The organism is Paenibacillus sp. FSL F4-0097 (assembly GCF_038593125.1).
Lineage (GTDB): Bacteria > Bacillota > Bacilli > Paenibacillales > Paenibacillaceae > Paenibacillus_AQ > Paenibacillus_AQ odorifer.
Map to the genome: position 1 here is coordinate 5,801,769 of NZ_CP151965.1, position 16,735 is coordinate 5,818,503.

The following is a 16,735-nucleotide window of genomic DNA, read 5'->3' on the forward strand; positions in this document are numbered from 1 at the left end:
TCTCTTTCATTAAGGCGTTTGCGATACGCCTTTTTTCTTACTAGCCTTAATTTCTGCCGCTTTCTTCATCATCGCCGCGAATTCCTCTTCCGATACTGTTCCGGCACTTCCATCATCCAGCACAATCGGAATTTCCGGTTTATTGGATCGGCCTGTATTTTTGGCATAAGAACGTGATCGTGTTCCTCCAGCAGTATTAGGCGTTGTCCCCTTGCCCTTCACTTTGGACTGATCTCTAATATATCTTACAGCCTTCTCATAGGTGTTCACTTGTTTAACCAGCATATTGGAGGCGATAGCCTCTACAAAATTGCGGTTCATCCGCTGTTCTCCACCCGAAGCTACCATAGTCATTAAATAATGAATGAGTACATTAATTACTTCACCGCTCAGCTTATAGTTCAGATCTATTTTCTCGAACATATCCATCAGATGGCTGGGCACTGCACCCGGGAAAAAGGTTTGTAGCAGTCTTGTATAAGGTTCGTTACGCAGCATCATATTATATTGGTGAATGTCGCATTTGGACAAAAATTGTGGCGGTACTTCTACATAATACTCCATCTCAACTGATTGCTCTGGTGGTGCTATAGAATCATCATTCTCTTCGGTCGCACTGGACCGGATGGAAACAACTTTTGCAGCCGCAATTTCACGTTTTTCCTGTCGTTTCATATCTTGCCTGAAATGTTGGCTCGCTTTATATTGCAACGCATCCAGCATTACCTCGCCCTCCGGTGAGAACACTCCATCCTCATCCAGCAAACGACATAAATCCTGCGGACTCAGTTCGTATTTATGAGCAACATAGTTAATTACACCCATTTGAGTATGGTCAAAGCGCAGTTTTTCTACATGAGCCCGATTCACAGACTCCCGTGGAAAACGCAAAATAATGTCACTATATCCGATTGCCTGCTCTCCGGATTCAAGCGTGCCGGGCTGTCGAACAGAGGCTACCTCCGCCAAAGCTTGCTCCAACTCATAATCAATGACATGTGTATTAAGTTGAAAAATATCATAAAAAGGCACGGAAATATTCTCTTTGCCTATAGATCTGCGACTCCACTCTTCCGGCTCGCGATTCCAGAACTGTTCCCGTAAGGACAGCACAGCAAATTTGCCAATCTTATCACGTAACAGCAAGGTTAAATGCTGAGTGGCAAAAAAGTCGGCTGGCGATAGCGGCGGCATTAGCTCATATTCATATAAATAATCATCTGTTTCCGGCACATAGATTCGACAGGTCTGCAACAGACCCACTGCTTCTAACCGGGAAGCCTGATCAATTAAATATTTGCGGCCTTTCTCATTGGGTTCAACACCCAAAGTCATAAATAGCCTGCGCTGTTGCTCCACTCCAGAATAGCCAATGCTATCTGCTGGCACATGTTCAACCAGCAAGCGATAGAAACTGATTGCAAAGGCTCCCACCATAGGTTGATATACAGAGCTAAGCATACGTCCATCTATAACACTAAGACCAAATTCGCGGGAAACGCAGTACCGATGATGTTCGGTGAAATGATGTAAGTTACTCATCCGCATCTACGGATACCCCCTTGTTTACACGAATTCATACAGGATTCTATTCTATCACAAATTAACATAGCGAAAATGTAAATAAAATCCCAATTTCGACTCTTTTCGCAATATAATCAACTTCTTCTTACGAATATCTACCTCTATTAAACAAGAAGAAACGGCTTCGCCGTCCTCTAAAGAGGAAGGTATCCCGTTTCTCGCAGAAATATAAGACTGATTCATAACATAGGCTCTTTCGAATCTTTAAAACATCTTGTAACCGCCAAAGCGCAGCTTTTGAATGGTCCATCCACTAAGTATAGCACCTGCAAGACCAGCGACACCTGTAAGATAATCAACAAAGTGGAAACTGGAGAGATGCTCCCAGAGCGACATCGCGTTTCTATCCCAAATAGAATAGATTACGACGGGTAGAATAATAAGTACGAATAGATAAGCGGGGAACCAGGTTGTCTTCATTAACATGTTAAGAATAAAGCCGATACCAAACATCATCACAAAGAATAAAACGGCTAGGATAAACACTGGAATAAATCCCATCTTACCGTCTCCACCCCTTTCTATAAAGAAGCGCACATCTTTTACAAGCTAGTAGTAAGTTTACTAGAAAAAATGTCACGAAGCAATGAACTTTATTCAAATTCACGCACTAATTCGCACACTTACAGGATGCCTCCGTTTGCTCTTGGCGGCTTGATTGCGATACAATGCAAGTAGATTAATCAGATCATACATAGCCTATGAAGCAGATGCTTCGTAAGACTAAGTTTATGCTTCAATTGCGAGTTTTACGCGATGTTATTTTGGGCGAGGCTTATGCTTCGTAAAACTTTTAAGGAGTGAGATCATGATCGAAGCCGCTTTGACACTGGAAGGCTGGTATGCACTGCATGACTTCCGCTCTCTGAACTGGACCGCTTGGACGGCAGCAGATGATGAAGAACGTGCCGTTGCCCTGGAAGAACTACATGCTTTTATGCAGGAATGGAGCCCTGTTGAGGAAGCTAAAGAAGGCAGCACCGCAGTATACTCCATAGTGGGCCAAAAGGCCGATTTTGTAATGATGTTTTTGCGCGAAAGCCTAGAAGCTTTGAACCAACTTGAGACCGCCTTTAACAAAATCGCTTTTGCTCAATATACAACCAAAGCTTATTCATATGTAAGTATTGTTGAATTAAGCAACTACGCTGCTGGTGGCAGTGGCAGCGACGGCAGCGATCCAATGCAGAATCCGCATGTTGCCGCACGACTAAAGCCTATTTTACCGCAAGCGAAACACATCTGTTTCTATCCTATGAACAAAAAACGCGAGCTTGCCGATAACTGGTACATGCTTGATATGGACAAACGCCGGGAACTCATGGCTTCACACGGGTTAATTGGACGTTCATATGCAGGCAAAGTGAAGCAAATTATCACCGGCTCCGTCGGTTTTGATGACTGGGAATGGGGCGTGACTCTGTTCGCTGAAGATGCACTGCAATTCAAAAAGCTGGTATACGAAATGCGTTTTGACGAAGTAAGTGCTCGTTACGGCGAATTCGGACCTTTTTATGTCGGCAATCTGCTGACTGAAGAATCTTTTGAAGAAATGCTCAAGCTGTAATAACAAAAAAGGGTGTGTCTCCAGTTCGTATGGAGACACACCCTTTTTATTGCCATATTATTAGATTAAGACACCGAAGTTCCTGAATCCTCATCTTCGTTATCCTCATCATCTTCACGTAAACTTTCCAGATATTCAGCCGTGGCCCGATCCCGAGCGCGCCCTTTATCCTTCAGGCGTTCGATACCAGGGAGAATGAGCAGATCAATTTCCTTCTGAACGATATAAGCCAGATCATACTGGTTCTGATCCTCCAGATAAGATCCAACCTCTATCAGTCCGTTATAACGGTCCAATTCTTCCCGAGTCAGCAGTCCGCGTACCTGTACGCTGCAATGGCGCATCTTATAAGAATCTTCCTTTTTTCAGAACCAGCGGAATTCCGCCGATAATGAACAAGTAGCGCATATCTACAACTTTTTTCAACTGAGCTGCAGTCCAGCCCTTGTAAGTTTTGCTGCCTACTACAGCGATTCCTTGGCCTTTGCCTAGGGAAGCTACGGTTCCTTTATTGCTGAATGCGAATTTCTTCGGCTGTTGATTGCGGATTGCTGCCACCAAATTATGCGCACAACATTCACCCTGCTGCATAGCAATTTGAGCGGTTGGCGGGTAAGGGCGTCCTTCCGGATTAATCATAAGGGAGCCATCACCAATAATGAAGATATTCTCTTGGCCCGGTGCACGTAGATATTCATCTACCTTCACGCGCCCACGCATAGCTTCAAATCCGGCAGCCTCAATAAGACGATTGCCACGGATTCCGCCTGTCCAAATAATTGTGGAGGCTTTGATTTCTTCGCCTGATGCCAGAATCACCCCGTTTGGCAGACACTCCTTGATCGCAACCCCCATCTTGAAGGTAACTCCCTTTTTGGTGAGCAAGTCCATCGCATACTCAACAAGCTCAGGAGCAAAACCAGGCAGTGCTGTCGGAGCAGCCTCTACGTTATATATATTAACCATACTTGGATCAACGTCATATTCTTTACACAGTCCAGGGATACGGTCAGCTAATTCAGCTACAAATTCGATACCGCTAAAGCCGGCACCACCGACAACAAAATTAATATGCTCCTGAGCATTGTTCTCGTTCTTGTACTTAGCGAATTGATATTCAATATGCTCGCGAATTAAACGAACGGAATTGATGCTCCGGATTGTCAGTGCGTATTTATCAAGTCCAGGAATACCAAATGTTTCAGGCTCTCCACCTAAAGCAATGACAAGATAATCGTACGATAGGGTACCATCCTCCAAAATAATCTTTTTCTGCTGAGTACGAATTTCCTGAACAGATGACTTCACGAGGTCGATCTTGAATTCATCGATTAGTTTCGAAATGGACACCCGAGTGTGTTCAATACTGTCCGTACCCGCGGCAGGCATATGTAGATGGGTAGTAAAATAGTGGTACTCGTGACGGTTTACAAGCGTGACATCCGCTTCATTATAATTCAAAGCCTTCTGCAAGCGCTGTGCGGTCAAAATACCCCCATAGCCCGCGCCTAAGATAACGATTTTGGGAATACTACTCATGTTCCGGCTCCTTCCAAGAGGTAAATCTGTCTTTGTATTTTTTATTGAAACAATGTACGGTCCTTTTTGTGAATTTATACACTTATATTTAGAAGAAATTCCAATCAAACTTGAAGCATTTCTAAATTGACCATATCCATTGTAAACCTTAGTGTAGCATTAATCAAACATTAAAATACTAAAAAACGTCACACTTTTATTGACTTCTAAAGTCTTTCTTTGCAGGTATGTGTCACAATGATTATAATAAGTAGGTACACAAGTATGGCAAAATGAATATATCAACTCGGAGGTGTAATATCCCGTGACCCAAGAGCAATCCAGCGTTCCTATGAGCGACCTTTTAATCATAGGTGGCGGGCCAGCTGGCATGTTTGCCGCATTTTACGGCGGAATGCGTCAGGCATCAGTAACCCTTATTGAAAGTATGCCCCAATTGGGGGGACAACTTGCTGCCCTTTATCCAGAAAAATACATTTATGATGTGGCAGGTTTTCCAAAAGTAACAGCACAAGAATTGGTCGACAACCTGTCACGGCAAATGGATATGTTCCAATCCAATATCCGGCTGGAGGAGAAAGTGATTTCTGTTCAAAAACGGGACGAACGTCATTTTGTGGTTACAACCGATGTAGCCGAATACCACAGTAAGGCGATCATCATTACAGCTGGTGTAGGTGCATTTGAACCTCGTCGTTTGGAATTACCCAACGCTGGACGTTTTGAAAAAGCAAACCTCCATTATTTTGTAAATGATCTAAATGCCTTTAAAGATAAAAAAGTTCTGATCAGCGGTGGCGGTGACTCTGCAGTTGACTGGGCACTCATGCTGGAACCCATCGCTGAACAGGTAACCCTGATTCACCGCCGGGATAAATTCCGTGCGCATGAACATAGCGTTGAGAACCTGATGGCTTCCAAGGTTAACGTAGTTACCCCTACTGAAATTACAGAGCTGCATGGTGAAGAGTTCATTACTAAGGTTACATTGTCAAATATCAAGACCAAAGAAACTCAAGAAATTGAAGTGGACAGCGTTATTGTTAACTTCGGATTCATCTCTTCCCTAGGTCCTATTGCCGAATGGGGTATTGAGATTGAGGGGAACTCCATTGTTGTTGACTCGCGTATGGAAACAAGTATTCCAGGCATATTTGCTGCCGGCGATATCACAACTTATCCTGGTAAGCTGAAGCTGATTGCTGTAGGATTTGGCGAAGCTCCAACGGCTGTGAATAATGCTAAGGTGTACATTGATCCAGAAGCCAAGCTTTCACCGGGTCACAGCAGTAATATGAAACTCTAAATCTATTAACACAATAAAAAAGGGTATTCTTACAGGCCTGTTGATAACAGCCTGTGAGGATACCCTTTTATGTTTGTTTGTGCCTCGCGGTTTTATATATGTAGCCTGCTACAAAGTTATCCTTTGCGCTTTTTAATGAAGAACCGCATGTACTGGAGAGTGTAAGTTTCGTTTGCGAATTTCAACGAGTAGAAGAGCGATGAAATCATGCTCTAGTTGCAGCTCTATTGCTCTATGGTAAGAGTCAAGCAGCATCTCATCCGACAATTCAACCATAAACTTCATCTACCTTTCCTTTATTTGGATCTGAATCTATCATATCAAACTATCATTTTTCGAACAAGCGTTCGCGTTATCCACAAGTACATGTGGAAATCCTGTGTATAAAATGTGTGTAAGCGTTATAAAGGTACTAGCTACACAGTGGACTATGGGGATAATAGTTATACACAGGATTGAACCACTTGTATACAGCTAAAAATATATTTTTATTGTAAATAAATTACAATGTTATTTACCCCAAAAGAACGCAACTAAACGCAATTTTATCTTACTACTCTATTATCGTCAATTCTTAAAATAATTGTTAATTTATTGAGGTCTTGTATTAACCTCCAGAATCCATATTTTCCCCGAATAATCTACAGCATAATCAAAGCCCAGCTCACCTATTCCCGGAAAATGCCGTTCCATAATTCCGATACATACATGGGTTAGTCTCCGCATTTCTGCTTTCTTCGCTGAAGCTTTAATCCGCGGCAACGATCTACGAAGTCCTTCACGACATGATAGCATCGTTCCCCCTTTACAAAGATTGGTCACGAACAGACCTGGCCGAGCCAATCTACCTACCATGGAGCGAAATTCCCAAACATCACCATTTTTAACTACTTTGACCCGATAATCAATAGGCCGCCCGCCGATTCTCGCCAGGGAAATCCCTTGTTGAATCAAATATCTGCGTCTTGCTTTCACAGTATTAAGCGCACGTCTCATGGATCCAAAATCCTTGTAAATTCGAGTTCTGTCCATATAGGTGAATCCATAACCGCGACTATCCCGAAAAACTTTGATTACACCGTAACCTCCGCCACCCACAATAGGTTTAATGACAACATTTCCATATTTACGAAGCATTGCCAGGAGCGTTTCTGCCCTGTACCCCCTCGTCATTGGGATATAGGGTGCAACCCGAGCATCGGTCAGCAACGCCTCTGTCTTCAGCCACTTACTGGCCAATTGTCTTCCTGCCATCGTCCTTTCCCTCCCTTCACAATCCAGCCTACCCTATACATTACTCAGAGAAGGTCTCGCCCTCTTGTATGATTGTCCGTGTAAGATGCCGCTCTTAGCAAAAAGGGCTTAGTGTTTAGCACAGCATCAGTCGACAGCGACAGGGTACAACCGCGGATTTTGTAGATTCAGTTCTCAAGAAATTCGACATCATTATCTTAATGGATGAGTTCACTATAACTAGAATAATCTTCAAAATCGTTGTATTATTAATAGCGGTTACATTTTCAATTTCTACTATTATAGTGAGTACTAACAGAATCACTAAAAAGCACAGCGCGGGGAGGGCTCAGAATGGCACAGTTTTTTGAGGTTTTATATTGGGTGGCTATGCTTGGGATGTCCATTGTATTGGCTGGAACGACTATACTGATCTGCGCCATCGGCTTTAAATTTATTAAAGACAAACGCAGAGCACTGGGTACGGGCTGTATCGCCTTCTCCCTTGGAGCTGCAGCGCTCATCGTATTTATGATTAATTACAAGTTTATTATTCCAGCCTAATGTACGCAGGGACTGCCTATAAGCAGCTTATTTCTATGAACAGACGGTCCGACCATCGCAAAAAAACAACAGAGCAGCGATTCTCCAGTTATGTGGAGAATCGCTGCTCTGTGTTTTTAAACAATAGCTATCTGCTTCAACAGCGTCTTTAACCCATGAGCATTTCGGACCCATATGACGTTATTTGCAGATTTTCAACCTTTTAGGCGTGGTTTCGGACTCCAGTGACACTATTGCTTAAAAAGAGCTTCATATTTACTGATTTCATAGCAATAGCGGCAATGCGGTCCGTTGGCACCACAAATATGGGGAAATGCGGCGTTTAGGGTCATCTGTGTCCGATACAAGGTTCGCGATACATGGTTTGCTTCCTATGTAAAAGAATAAAGAGCTACCCCAGCGCCCATTAAATGACTTCTGAGAAACTCCCCTATTACTCATAAATCCAGCGACAGGCGTATCATATCTATGACTTGAATCCCATTTTCAAAGATTTCTTCACTGTAATGCCTAATAAAAAAATTTCTATCAATGCCGGTGATTCTGAATCCACATTTCTGATAAAGTGCCAATTGTCCAACGCTCGAATTTCCTGTGCCAATTTCAATGGTTTTTGCCCCAAGCTGCTTGGCATTCTGAATCGCATGGTTCAGCAGCTGTTTTCCTATACCTTGCCCGTGTTTATTTTCGTCGACGGCGATATTTACGATCTCTACAGTCTCCGGTCTTGTCTGCAGCACAACGTAGACTCCGATGATGCTGTTATCCACCTCAGCCACACAACATAACCCTCTTTGTAAATATCCGTTAACCAAGCTCTCCGAAGGATCTGCTAATAGAAGTAATTCTAATGGAGGCTGTTCACCAGCTTTTAATTTTCTGATTTCCATTTCCATTTCCGAACTCCTTGTGATGATTTTTGTCATTGAGAATAAAAAAAACTCCAAGCCTGTGTTGTTAGAATCCAACACGGGGCTTGGAGCCGTGATTGCTGTGATTAGCAAGGCTCTTCGTTAGGTTTCCCTGCATCCGTAGCTGTCCGGAAGCTTGAACCGCAGCCGCAAGTTGCAGTAGCGTTAGGGTTGTTGATGGTGAAACCACCCGTCATGCCGGATTCTTCAAAGTCGATTTCGAGACCGTCCAGGTAACGAAGGTTCTCCTTCTCCACAACCACTTTCATGTCTTGAATATCCATATATACGTCCTGATCGGTTTCATTATCATCAAAGCCCATAGCGTACGAGAATCCACTGCAACCGCCGGGCGTTACTCCAATACGGAGGAACATGTTCGGTACTTCTTGTTCAGCAAGCATCGCCTTTAATTGTTCTGCTGCCTTTTCACTAATATTAATCATGATCTCATCCTCCTACAAATTCGTCTCCCTTCATAAGCGGAAACTTATGTTTAAGGGACCTTCCGGCCAAAAGTTATTTCATAAAAATATAAGATAGTATAAGTGTTGCACCTATTCTTTATGTCTTATATTTCTCGCTTAAACGCTTATCAACTTTATAAGGATGCCAATGACGTTTATGCTTGATAAATTCAGTATAACCGACTATTCCGTTACCCTCAAGTCACAACTGCCTTAGGCATGACCCTTCACAGCAAAAAACACCATCAATATCAAGCTGTTGATACCCTTAGGAGAGTAGGTTTATAATAGGGAAGGCACTCTAAGTAAAAATTCGGAAATTTGTCACGGAGGCAAGCTCGCCTCTTTCTTTTTTAGAATGAACAGCTACCACTTGGGTACGTCTGGAATTTATCTTCGAGCAATCTGCTCGTAAACTTTCAGGAGGAAATCATAATATGTCTACTCTTTTTACCCCCCACACGGATGCCCGAATGGCGAACATTATTGATAAGGTTCGCAGCGGCGAAAGATTGAATTTGGAAGATGGCGTTTATTTATATCAAAGCAACGATTTACTTACCATTGGCCAGCTAGCGAATGAAGTCAATATCGCCAAGAATCACAATCGGGTATATTTTATCGAAAACATGAGTCTATATTTCACCAATGTTTGCGAATCGCACTGTGCATTCTGCAATTTCCGCAAAGATGATGGAGAAGAGGGAGCCTATACCCTTTCCGGTCAGGAAATGGTGCAATATGTCGAACAGCATATCCACCCAGGCGTACGTGAATTCCATATTGTTGGTGGCCATAACGACAAGGTTCCCTTCCAATATTATGTGGATTCTTTAAAAGCTTTGAACGAACGTTTCCCTGAGGTTACCTTAAAAGCCTACACTGCCGCTGAAATTGATTTTTTCACCCGTATTAGCGGTTTGAGTATTCGTGAGGTACTGGAACAATTGCGTGCTGCTGGACTGAAAACACTCACCGGTGGTGGTGCAGAAATATTATCCGACCAATATCGTAAAAAAATGCGTGTAGATAAAGCTAATGTGGAAGAATATCTGGAAGTCCATCGGACAGCACATCAGCTTGGGATGAAGACCCATACCACTATGCTGTACGGCTCCATTGAATCTCACGAAGACCGTATCCGCCATATGATGCAAATCCGTGATTTGCAGGACGAAACCAATGGCTTTATGGTATTCATTCCATTGTCCATGCAGCCTAAGAATAAAAACGCTGGCATCATGCGTCGCAACTCTGCTTATGAGGATCTGAAGACCATTGCGATCAGCAGATTGATGTTGGACAATTTCGATCACATCAAAGCGTACTTCATTAACATTGGCCCTCAGCTTACTCAAGTCGCGCTGAACTTCGGTGCATCAGATGTGCATGGCACAATTCTAAAAGAACGTATCAGCCACGCGGCTGGCGCCTTAACACCGGAAGGTCTGACTCGCGACGAATTGATCTGGCTAGTGAAAGGTGCTGGACGAATTCCTGTCGAACGTGACACTTTCTATAATGAAGTTAAGGTATACGAATAAGAAGACTACCTGAGATTTGTTATCCCATATTGGAAAGGAAGTTCGGTCAGCATGAGAACAATACTCGTTCTTGGCGGTGGCTACGGCGGCCTAGCCTTAATTCAAGAATTACTCAATAATCATCTTCCTCATGATGTTGAAATTATCTTAATTGACCGAATGCCTTATCAAGGAATCAAAACGGAATATTATGCGCTCGCCGCAGGTACCGTAACTGATTATCACCTGCGCATTCATTTTCCGGTTCACCCCCGGCTTACTGTCCGGTACGGTGAAGTGAGTTCCATTGATTTGGAGAGCAAAATAGTCAGTATGGAGTCCGGTGAGATTGTATCTTATGATCTCCTAGCCATTGCTCTTGGCTGTACCGACAATTACCACAACATCCCTGGTGCTGATCAATATACCTGCAGCATCCAGACCTTTGCTGGTACTCGGGAAACCTACCGCCGTTTAAATGATGTGAAGCCTTACGGAACGATAAACATTGTAGGTGGAGGATTGAGCGGTGTTGAATTAGCCGCAGAGCTTCGGGAAAGCCGTCCAGACCTTAACATCGCTATTCTGGATCGCGGTGAACGTGTTTTGTCTGCCTTTCCGGCAAAGCTGTCACAGTACGTAGAGGAATGGTTTCATCACCATCAGGTGCAAACGCTGGGACGAATCTCTGTATCTCATGTAGAGAAGGATTCGATTTTTAACGGTACCGAGGAAATCCTTTCAGATGTGACAGTATGGACCGCAGGGATTCAACCTGTAAAAGTAGTTCAAGATTTGAATGTGTCGAAGGACCGCGGTGGACGGATTATGCTGGATGAGTATTATCGTATACCGGATTATCCGGAGGTATATGTGATTGGTGACTGTGCCAGTCTGCCATTCGCACCAAGCGCACAAGCCGCTGGAGCACAGGGTGAGCAGGTAGCTCAGGTTATCCAAGCGACCTGGCGCGGTGAGACTCCTAAGCTTCATCCTATTCGCCTGAAGGGTACTTTAGGGTCACTAGGAAAAAAAGCAGGATTCGGACTTATGGGACAACGCTCCGTCAAAGGACGGGTTCCCCGCATCCTCAAGAGCGGAGTGCTCTGGATGTCGAAACGCACTTTAGGATAAGCCTATGATTGGTTCATAAGTATTAAAGGAAGCTACTCTCAGATAAACACGAGAGTAGCTTCCTTACGTTATTGGTGCGTATACCCTTCGGACTCAGATGACCTTATTTGCAAATTTTCAGCCTTTGAAGGAGAGTTTCGGACTCCAGTGAAGTTATTGCTTATAATGAGGTTCATTTATGCTGTTTTTCAGGTGAATAGTGACTATGGGGTCCGATAGCAATCCAAATGTAGGAAAACACTCAATATAAGGTCGCCTGAGTCCGGTGGCACCTTCACGGTAGCCCCTGCACTCTCCAATATGTTGCCTAATCGATCAAATTGGTGGATTTTGTTCAAGTAAGGTTCCAAAAAGAGGGAGCACTCCATAATTTAGATTATGGAGTGCTCCCTCTTTTTTTCTCGAGAAATTTAGTCAAGATCTATATTAAACCAAGCCTCAAGCTCTTTGATCTTGGCCTCAATTTTCTCTTCTAGCTCTGCAACAGTTTCTGCTGCAATAATGTCACCTTCAACCATGGCGAAAGGCATTAAATAACACTCTCCACAATTGTTCAGACATCCGTATTCAATGACATCATAATCTGGATTTTCCTCCAGCTTATGCATTAGCTTGTCTGTTCCATGACCCATGTTGCTGGAACAAAATTCAATAATTGGTCTCATGATGATCTCCCTATTCCGCCTAACCATTTTATTTTTTAACTTTTTGTACTATAATGAACTTACGAAAGGAGTGATTGAGAAATGAGTGAGAATGCACAAAGCACCGAAATGTATGATGAAGTACTAGAAGTGCTGGATAAGCTTCGTCCGTTCCTGCAGCGCGATGGCGGTGACGTAGAACTGGTCGATGTGGAAGACGGCATCGTTAAGTTGAAACTTATGGGTGCCTGCGGCAGCTGCCCAAGCTCCACGATCACCTTGAAAGCCGGGATTGAACGCGCCCTCCTTGAAGAAGTAGAAGGCGTTGAAGAAGTAGTTCAAGTATTCTAAATCCCGTTCAATAACCCTCCCGATTCTCCTGTAAAGGAGATCGGGATTTTCTTATTATAGAGGATTTAACATTCTCTCACAACCTTAGAACATAAAACCCGCAAGCCAACTTGGCTGCGGGTTCTTGTTATGACTATAGACGAATTTAGCTTCATTCCTTAAAACGCTGGAATGATCGCACCTTCGTACTTTTCTTCAATGAAAGCTTTAGCTTCTGGAGAATTCAGGGCAGCAACCAGCTTTTTGATGGCTTCGGAATCTTTATTGTCTTGACGGGTTACCAAAATGTTAGCATAAGGGGAATCTACACCCTCGATGAACAATGCATCTTTAGTTGGCACAAGACCAGCGTCTAGTGCAAAGTTCGTGTTGATCAAAGCAAGGTCTACCTCATCCAGTTGACGTGGGAGCATAGCTGCTTCCAACTCAATGATGTCGAGATTTTTCTTGTTTTCAGTGATATCTGCTTTTGTTGCAGCAATGTTTGTATCATCTTTCAAGGTAATCAGACCATTTTTTGCAAGTAGGATTAGTGCACGGCCACCGTTAGTAGCATCGTTCGGAATGGCAACTTTTGCACCATCAGCCAACTCATCGATCGATTTGATTTTTTTGGAATAAGCTCCAAAAGGTTCAACGTGAACGGATGCAACAGAAACCAGGTCGGTTTTATTATTTTTGTTTTGGTCATCCAGATACGGTTGGTGTTGGAAAAAGTTAGCGTCTAACTCCTTCTCATCAAGCTGCACGTTAGGTTGAATATAGTCAGTGAATTCTTTGATTTCAAGTGTAATTCCATCTTTTTCAAGCAATGGAGCAATAGCCTTCAAAATTTCAGCATGAGGAACAGGTGAGGCACCAATCACCAATTTCACTGGATCTTTAGTAGGTTCACTTGTTGCTTCTGCGTTTGGTGCTGTTGTAGCAGCCGAGCTCCCAGCATTATTAGATGCATTGTTGTTACCGCAAGCCGCAAGCACCGCAACCAGTGTCAGGCTAAAAAATGTAAGTAGTACTTTTTTCATTGTAAATCCCCCTCTAATCTATATTTTGTATTGAATAAGGATATATATGGATGTACCTTATTTCCGTGTGTAATGTTTTACGAGTCGGTCACCGGCCATTTGTAGCAATTGCACCAGTACGACAATAAATATTATAGAAACAATCATAATCTCCGTCTCATAGCGGTGGTAGCCGTAACGAATCGCCAAGTCACCTAATCCGCCGCCCCCAACCATACCAGCCATTGCTGTATAGGAGACCAGTGTAACCAGTGTGATCGTAACTCCAGCTAGCAGACCTGGACGAGCTTCTGGCAAAAGAACACGCATAACGATTTGGTTCGTCGATGCTCCCATACCTTGTGCGGCTTCGATGACTCCGCGGTCTACCTCTCTTAACGACGTCTCTACCAAACGGGCAAAAAACGGAGCTGCACCAATCACCAGAGGTGGAATCGTACCGAGTACACCAATGGAGGTTCCAACAACGGCTTTGCTGAAAGGAATTAGAGCCACCATCAAAATGATAAAGGGTACGGAACGTAGGATATTTACAAGTAATGATAAGACCGAGTAAGTTACTCTGATTACTATACTATTCGATTTCCCCCATAAATACAATAGAATTCCGAGTGGTAAACCAAGAATAATTGTGAACAATCCGGAAAAAAATATCATTTTTATAGTAGCAACCGTAGCATCCATCATTTCTTGCCAATTTAGATCTGCAAAATTCATTACGAAATCACCTCCACATCAAGGCCTTGAGCAATTAGTCTGGAGATCGTTACAGCAATTGCCTCAGCTGGCCCTTCAAACCGCACAATCATCTGTCCATAAGGCACATCTTTAATCGTTGAGATGGTACCATGTAAGATTGCAAAGCTCACACCCGTATCACGCACGACATCGGATAGTGCCGAGCCGTAAGTTTTTTCTCCGAAAAAAGTAATTTTGACAGCTTGAGAGTTATCCCCGGCAGCAGCATCAAGCGCCACTCGAAGAGGCCCTTCATTCTGTGTCTCACTGCGGATGAAATCGCGTGTAACCTCATGCTGCGGCTTGAGAAATACCTCTGTAACTTTGCCTTGTTCAACAATCCCACCACCATGTATGACCGCGACACGGTCGCAGATACTCTGGATTACATGCATTTCATGCGTGATCAGCACAATGGTCAAATGGAATCTTTTATTAATATCAAGCAGCAGCTTAAGAATGGAATCCGTTGTCTGGGGATCAAGCGCAGAAGTGGCCTCGTCACACAGCAGTACATCAGGGTCACTGGCTAGTGCCCGGGCGATGCCGACCCGCTGCTTTTGTCCTCCAGATAACTGAGAAGGATACTTATCTGTATGTTCTTCAAGCCCAACTAGAGCGAGCAGATCTTTCACTTTTGTATCAATAGCTGTTCTAGATGTACCTGCAAGTCGCAGTGGAAAGGCAATATTATCATACACAGTCGCCGAAGAAAGCAAATTGAAATGTTGAAAAATCATCCCAATCTTGCGCCGCTGTTCCTGTAATTGACCTTGGTTAAGGCTAGTGAGTTCAACACCGTCTACCCAGACCTCACCTTCTGTCGGACGTTCCAACAGATTAATGCAACGGATCAATGTACTTTTCCCCGCTCCAGAGTGGCCGATGACTCCGAATATTTCACCTTTCTCGATGGACAGATTCAATCCAGAAAGCGCTGTTGCCGCATTACTCCCTTTTCCATAAACCTTTGTTATCCCTTTTAGATTAATCAACTCTCGTCGCCCCCCCTTTATATTTCACTTATTCTATACAAAAAAACCTCCAACGATCGATGCAGATCGCAAGAGGCTCTGTGGGTTTATTAAGACAATGCCTTCTCATCTGCCAACGACCGCAACCTGCGCCATTGTAGGAATTAGCACCATGACATTTGTACAACGCTTCCCGCGCTGGATACAAATCGGTTGCCGGGCTTCATCGGGCCTATCCCTCCGCCGCTCTCGATAAGATAAAGTTATGAAATTATATTTTTTCTGAAATCGTACATACTTTAATGCAAGCATAAGTATAGTGAGTTTATCGATTTTTGTCAAAAGGAAATATATTGAACGATTACGATTTTATGCTCTTTGCCTTGCTTATTTCCTTACGCAGCTGTTCATTGCTGTAGCTGAATGCCGCGATTAATGTCTTACAGTTCATTTCGAGCGATTGTTTTAAATCCTCAAGATGGCTATCCAGATCCTCGAGCTGAATTTTATCATGCAGACCTTGATGCCGCTGCCACAGATCATCCTGCATTTCAGAATTCATATAATGAATTTCAGCATTTCTGCGCTTGCGTAAATTCTCCAATGGATCGCGGTAGGAGTTCTTGATCTGTTCCAGTTGATCCGCTAATGCAGGATGCACATTCAATAATTGAAGCTGACGCAGCACTGTAAAGTAAGAAAAGTGCGTTTTTAATTTGGATGTTTTGAGATCATAAAAATGATTCAGTACCGTCCCAAGCTTGTCCAGAAGAGAGAAAACCCGGATAAAGCCATCTTTATAAAAATAAACATAACGTGCATAATCGCCCTGTTCCACCGGTGTCATATCATCCATATAACCCGCGATCACTAATTTCCGGTAAAAAGCGGCCGCGAACCAACTTTGCTCCAGTTCATCCAGAGAGGAAATCAGTCCACGTGTCCAAATCTCCAGCTTGCGGTATTCATGGTCATTATCCTCATGGGCACTCATTTCCTTGCGCAGCAATGCTGCAAAAGTGGCCATATTCTCCATCGCATCAGCCAACACACCACTGTTCTTTCGAGGCGGCTCTCCAAGTAATACCCGCAGCATATCCCAGTCCTCCTAAAGTTTTGTTCAGCGTCTGCTTCCATGGACTGCTTCGTACAAAACTCGCGACGTAAGCATCGGC

The 16,735-nt window shown here is 43.5% G+C and carries 19 protein-coding genes and 1 riboswitch; of the genes, 6 read left to right on the forward strand and 13 right to left on the reverse strand.

The window, feature by feature from the left end; all coding sequences use genetic code 11:
* Positions 1 to 9: 9 nt before the first annotated feature.
* Together MHH86_RS26070 and MHH86_RS26075 are read right to left on the reverse strand one after the other, a co-directional pair.
* Positions 10 to 1,548, reverse strand: a complete 1,539-nt coding sequence (locus MHH86_RS26070) for a DnaD domain protein (RefSeq protein WP_038573182.1) — start codon at positions 1,546 to 1,548, stop codon at positions 10 to 12.
* 240 nt (positions 1,549 to 1,788) lie between these two features.
* Entirely contained in the window at positions 1,789 to 2,085 is a 297-nt protein-coding gene (locus tag MHH86_RS26075) for a YuiB family protein (protein ID WP_036685224.1), read from the reverse strand.
* Between the two features lie 307 nt (positions 2,086 to 2,392).
* Here MHH86_RS26075 and hemQ point away from each other — a divergent pair, with 307 nt between their 5' ends.
* Positions 2,393 to 3,151 carry a hydrogen peroxide-dependent heme synthase gene (gene hemQ, locus MHH86_RS26080; RefSeq protein WP_036685226.1) on the forward strand — a complete coding sequence of 253 codons (759 nt, stop codon included), beginning with the start codon at positions 2,393 to 2,395 and terminating at the stop codon, positions 3,149 to 3,151.
* Between the two features lie 65 nt (positions 3,152 to 3,216).
* Here the strand turns inward: hemQ and MHH86_RS26085 are convergent, their stop codons facing one another.
* Both MHH86_RS26085 and MHH86_RS26090 read right to left on the reverse strand, forming a co-directional pair.
* Positions 3,217 to 3,495: a hypothetical protein gene (locus MHH86_RS26085; protein ID WP_036685228.1), complete on the reverse strand. Its 279-nt coding sequence runs from the start codon at positions 3,493 to 3,495 to the stop codon at positions 3,217 to 3,219.
* A 1-nt stretch (position 3,496) separates the two neighbouring features.
* Positions 3,497 to 4,690 (reverse strand): NAD(P)/FAD-dependent oxidoreductase, encoded by a 1,194-nt coding sequence (locus tag MHH86_RS26090; RefSeq protein ID WP_036685230.1) that lies wholly within the window; start codon positions 4,688 to 4,690, stop codon positions 3,497 to 3,499.
* Positions 4,691 to 5,021: 331 nt separating this feature from the next.
* On the opposite strand from MHH86_RS26090, the gene MHH86_RS26095 reads away from it, so the two are divergent.
* Positions 5,022 to 5,996 (forward strand): NAD(P)/FAD-dependent oxidoreductase, encoded by a 975-nt coding sequence (locus MHH86_RS26095; protein ID WP_036685581.1) that lies wholly within the window; start codon positions 5,022 to 5,024, stop codon positions 5,994 to 5,996.
* 132 nt (positions 5,997 to 6,128) lie between these two features.
* Here MHH86_RS26095 and sda read toward each other — a convergent pair whose 3' ends face one another.
* Positions 6,129 to 6,272, reverse strand: a complete 144-nt coding sequence (sda, locus tag MHH86_RS26100) for a sporulation histidine kinase inhibitor Sda (RefSeq protein ID WP_036685584.1) — start codon at positions 6,270 to 6,272, stop codon at positions 6,129 to 6,131.
* Between the two features lie 315 nt (positions 6,273 to 6,587).
* Positions 6,588 to 7,250 carry a YheC/YheD family protein gene (locus MHH86_RS26105; RefSeq protein ID WP_036685231.1) on the reverse strand — a complete coding sequence of 221 codons (663 nt, stop codon included), beginning with the start codon at positions 7,248 to 7,250 and terminating at the stop codon, positions 6,588 to 6,590.
* 333 nt (positions 7,251 to 7,583) lie between these two features.
* Between MHH86_RS26105 and MHH86_RS26110 the strand changes: the two genes are divergently transcribed.
* Positions 7,584 to 7,793 carry a hypothetical protein gene (locus MHH86_RS26110; protein ID WP_036685233.1) on the forward strand — a complete coding sequence of 70 codons (210 nt, stop codon included), beginning with the start codon at positions 7,584 to 7,586 and terminating at the stop codon, positions 7,791 to 7,793.
* Positions 7,794 to 8,230: 437 nt separating this feature from the next.
* Here the strand turns inward: MHH86_RS26110 and MHH86_RS26115 are convergent, their stop codons facing one another.
* Positions 8,231 to 8,683 carry a GNAT family N-acetyltransferase gene (locus tag MHH86_RS26115; RefSeq protein ID WP_076099396.1) on the reverse strand — a complete coding sequence of 151 codons (453 nt, stop codon included), beginning with the start codon at positions 8,681 to 8,683 and terminating at the stop codon, positions 8,231 to 8,233.
* A gap of 107 nt (positions 8,684 to 8,790) precedes the next feature.
* Positions 8,791 to 9,150, reverse strand: coding sequence for an iron-sulfur cluster assembly accessory protein (locus tag MHH86_RS26120; protein ID WP_036685235.1), 360 nt, complete (start codon positions 9,148 to 9,150; stop codon positions 8,791 to 8,793).
* A 458-nt stretch (positions 9,151 to 9,608) separates the two neighbouring features.
* Between MHH86_RS26120 and mqnE the strand changes: the two genes are divergently transcribed.
* Together mqnE and MHH86_RS26130 are read left to right on the forward strand one after the other, a co-directional pair.
* Positions 9,609 to 10,715 (forward strand): aminofutalosine synthase MqnE, encoded by a 1,107-nt coding sequence (gene mqnE, locus MHH86_RS26125; protein ID WP_036685236.1) that lies wholly within the window; start codon positions 9,609 to 9,611, stop codon positions 10,713 to 10,715.
* 51 nt (positions 10,716 to 10,766) lie between these two features.
* The gene (locus MHH86_RS26130) at positions 10,767 to 11,828 is read left to right on the forward strand and encodes an NAD(P)/FAD-dependent oxidoreductase (protein ID WP_076099373.1); all 1,062 of its coding nucleotides are present in this window, start codon (positions 10,767 to 10,769) and stop codon (positions 11,826 to 11,828) included.
* A 410-nt stretch (positions 11,829 to 12,238) separates the two neighbouring features.
* Here MHH86_RS26130 and MHH86_RS26135 read toward each other — a convergent pair whose 3' ends face one another.
* Positions 12,239 to 12,493: a YuzB family protein gene (locus MHH86_RS26135; RefSeq protein WP_076099374.1), complete on the reverse strand. Its 255-nt coding sequence runs from the start codon at positions 12,491 to 12,493 to the stop codon at positions 12,239 to 12,241.
* A gap of 81 nt (positions 12,494 to 12,574) precedes the next feature.
* Here MHH86_RS26135 and MHH86_RS26140 point away from each other — a divergent pair, with 81 nt between their 5' ends.
* The gene (locus MHH86_RS26140; RefSeq protein WP_036685249.1) at positions 12,575 to 12,823 is read left to right on the forward strand and encodes a NifU family protein; all 249 of its coding nucleotides are present in this window, start codon (positions 12,575 to 12,577) and stop codon (positions 12,821 to 12,823) included.
* Positions 12,824 to 12,981: 158 nt separating this feature from the next.
* Here the strand turns inward: MHH86_RS26140 and MHH86_RS26145 are convergent, their stop codons facing one another.
* The 4 genes from MHH86_RS26145 to MHH86_RS26160 form a co-directional block, all read right to left on the reverse strand.
* Positions 12,982 to 13,848, reverse strand: a complete 867-nt coding sequence (locus MHH86_RS26145; RefSeq protein ID WP_036685252.1) for a MetQ/NlpA family ABC transporter substrate-binding protein — start codon at positions 13,846 to 13,848, stop codon at positions 12,982 to 12,984.
* Positions 13,849 to 13,905: 57 nt separating this feature from the next.
* Positions 13,906 to 14,565 (reverse strand): methionine ABC transporter permease, encoded by a 660-nt coding sequence (locus tag MHH86_RS26150; protein ID WP_076099375.1) that lies wholly within the window; start codon positions 14,563 to 14,565, stop codon positions 13,906 to 13,908.
* Positions 14,565 to 15,581, reverse strand: coding sequence for a methionine ABC transporter ATP-binding protein (locus MHH86_RS26155; RefSeq protein ID WP_036685258.1), 1,017 nt, complete (start codon positions 15,579 to 15,581; stop codon positions 14,565 to 14,567). Before MHH86_RS26155 ends, MHH86_RS26150 begins: the two co-directional genes overlap by 1 nt.
* 102 nt (positions 15,582 to 15,683) lie before the next feature.
* Positions 15,684 to 15,819: riboswitch (SAM riboswitch) on the reverse strand.
* A 102-nt stretch (positions 15,820 to 15,921) separates the two neighbouring features.
* Positions 15,922 to 16,656: a Cthe_2314 family HEPN domain-containing protein gene (locus MHH86_RS26160; RefSeq protein ID WP_036685261.1), complete on the reverse strand. Its 735-nt coding sequence runs from the start codon at positions 16,654 to 16,656 to the stop codon at positions 15,922 to 15,924.
* Between the last annotated feature and the right edge of the window lie 79 nt (positions 16,657 to 16,735).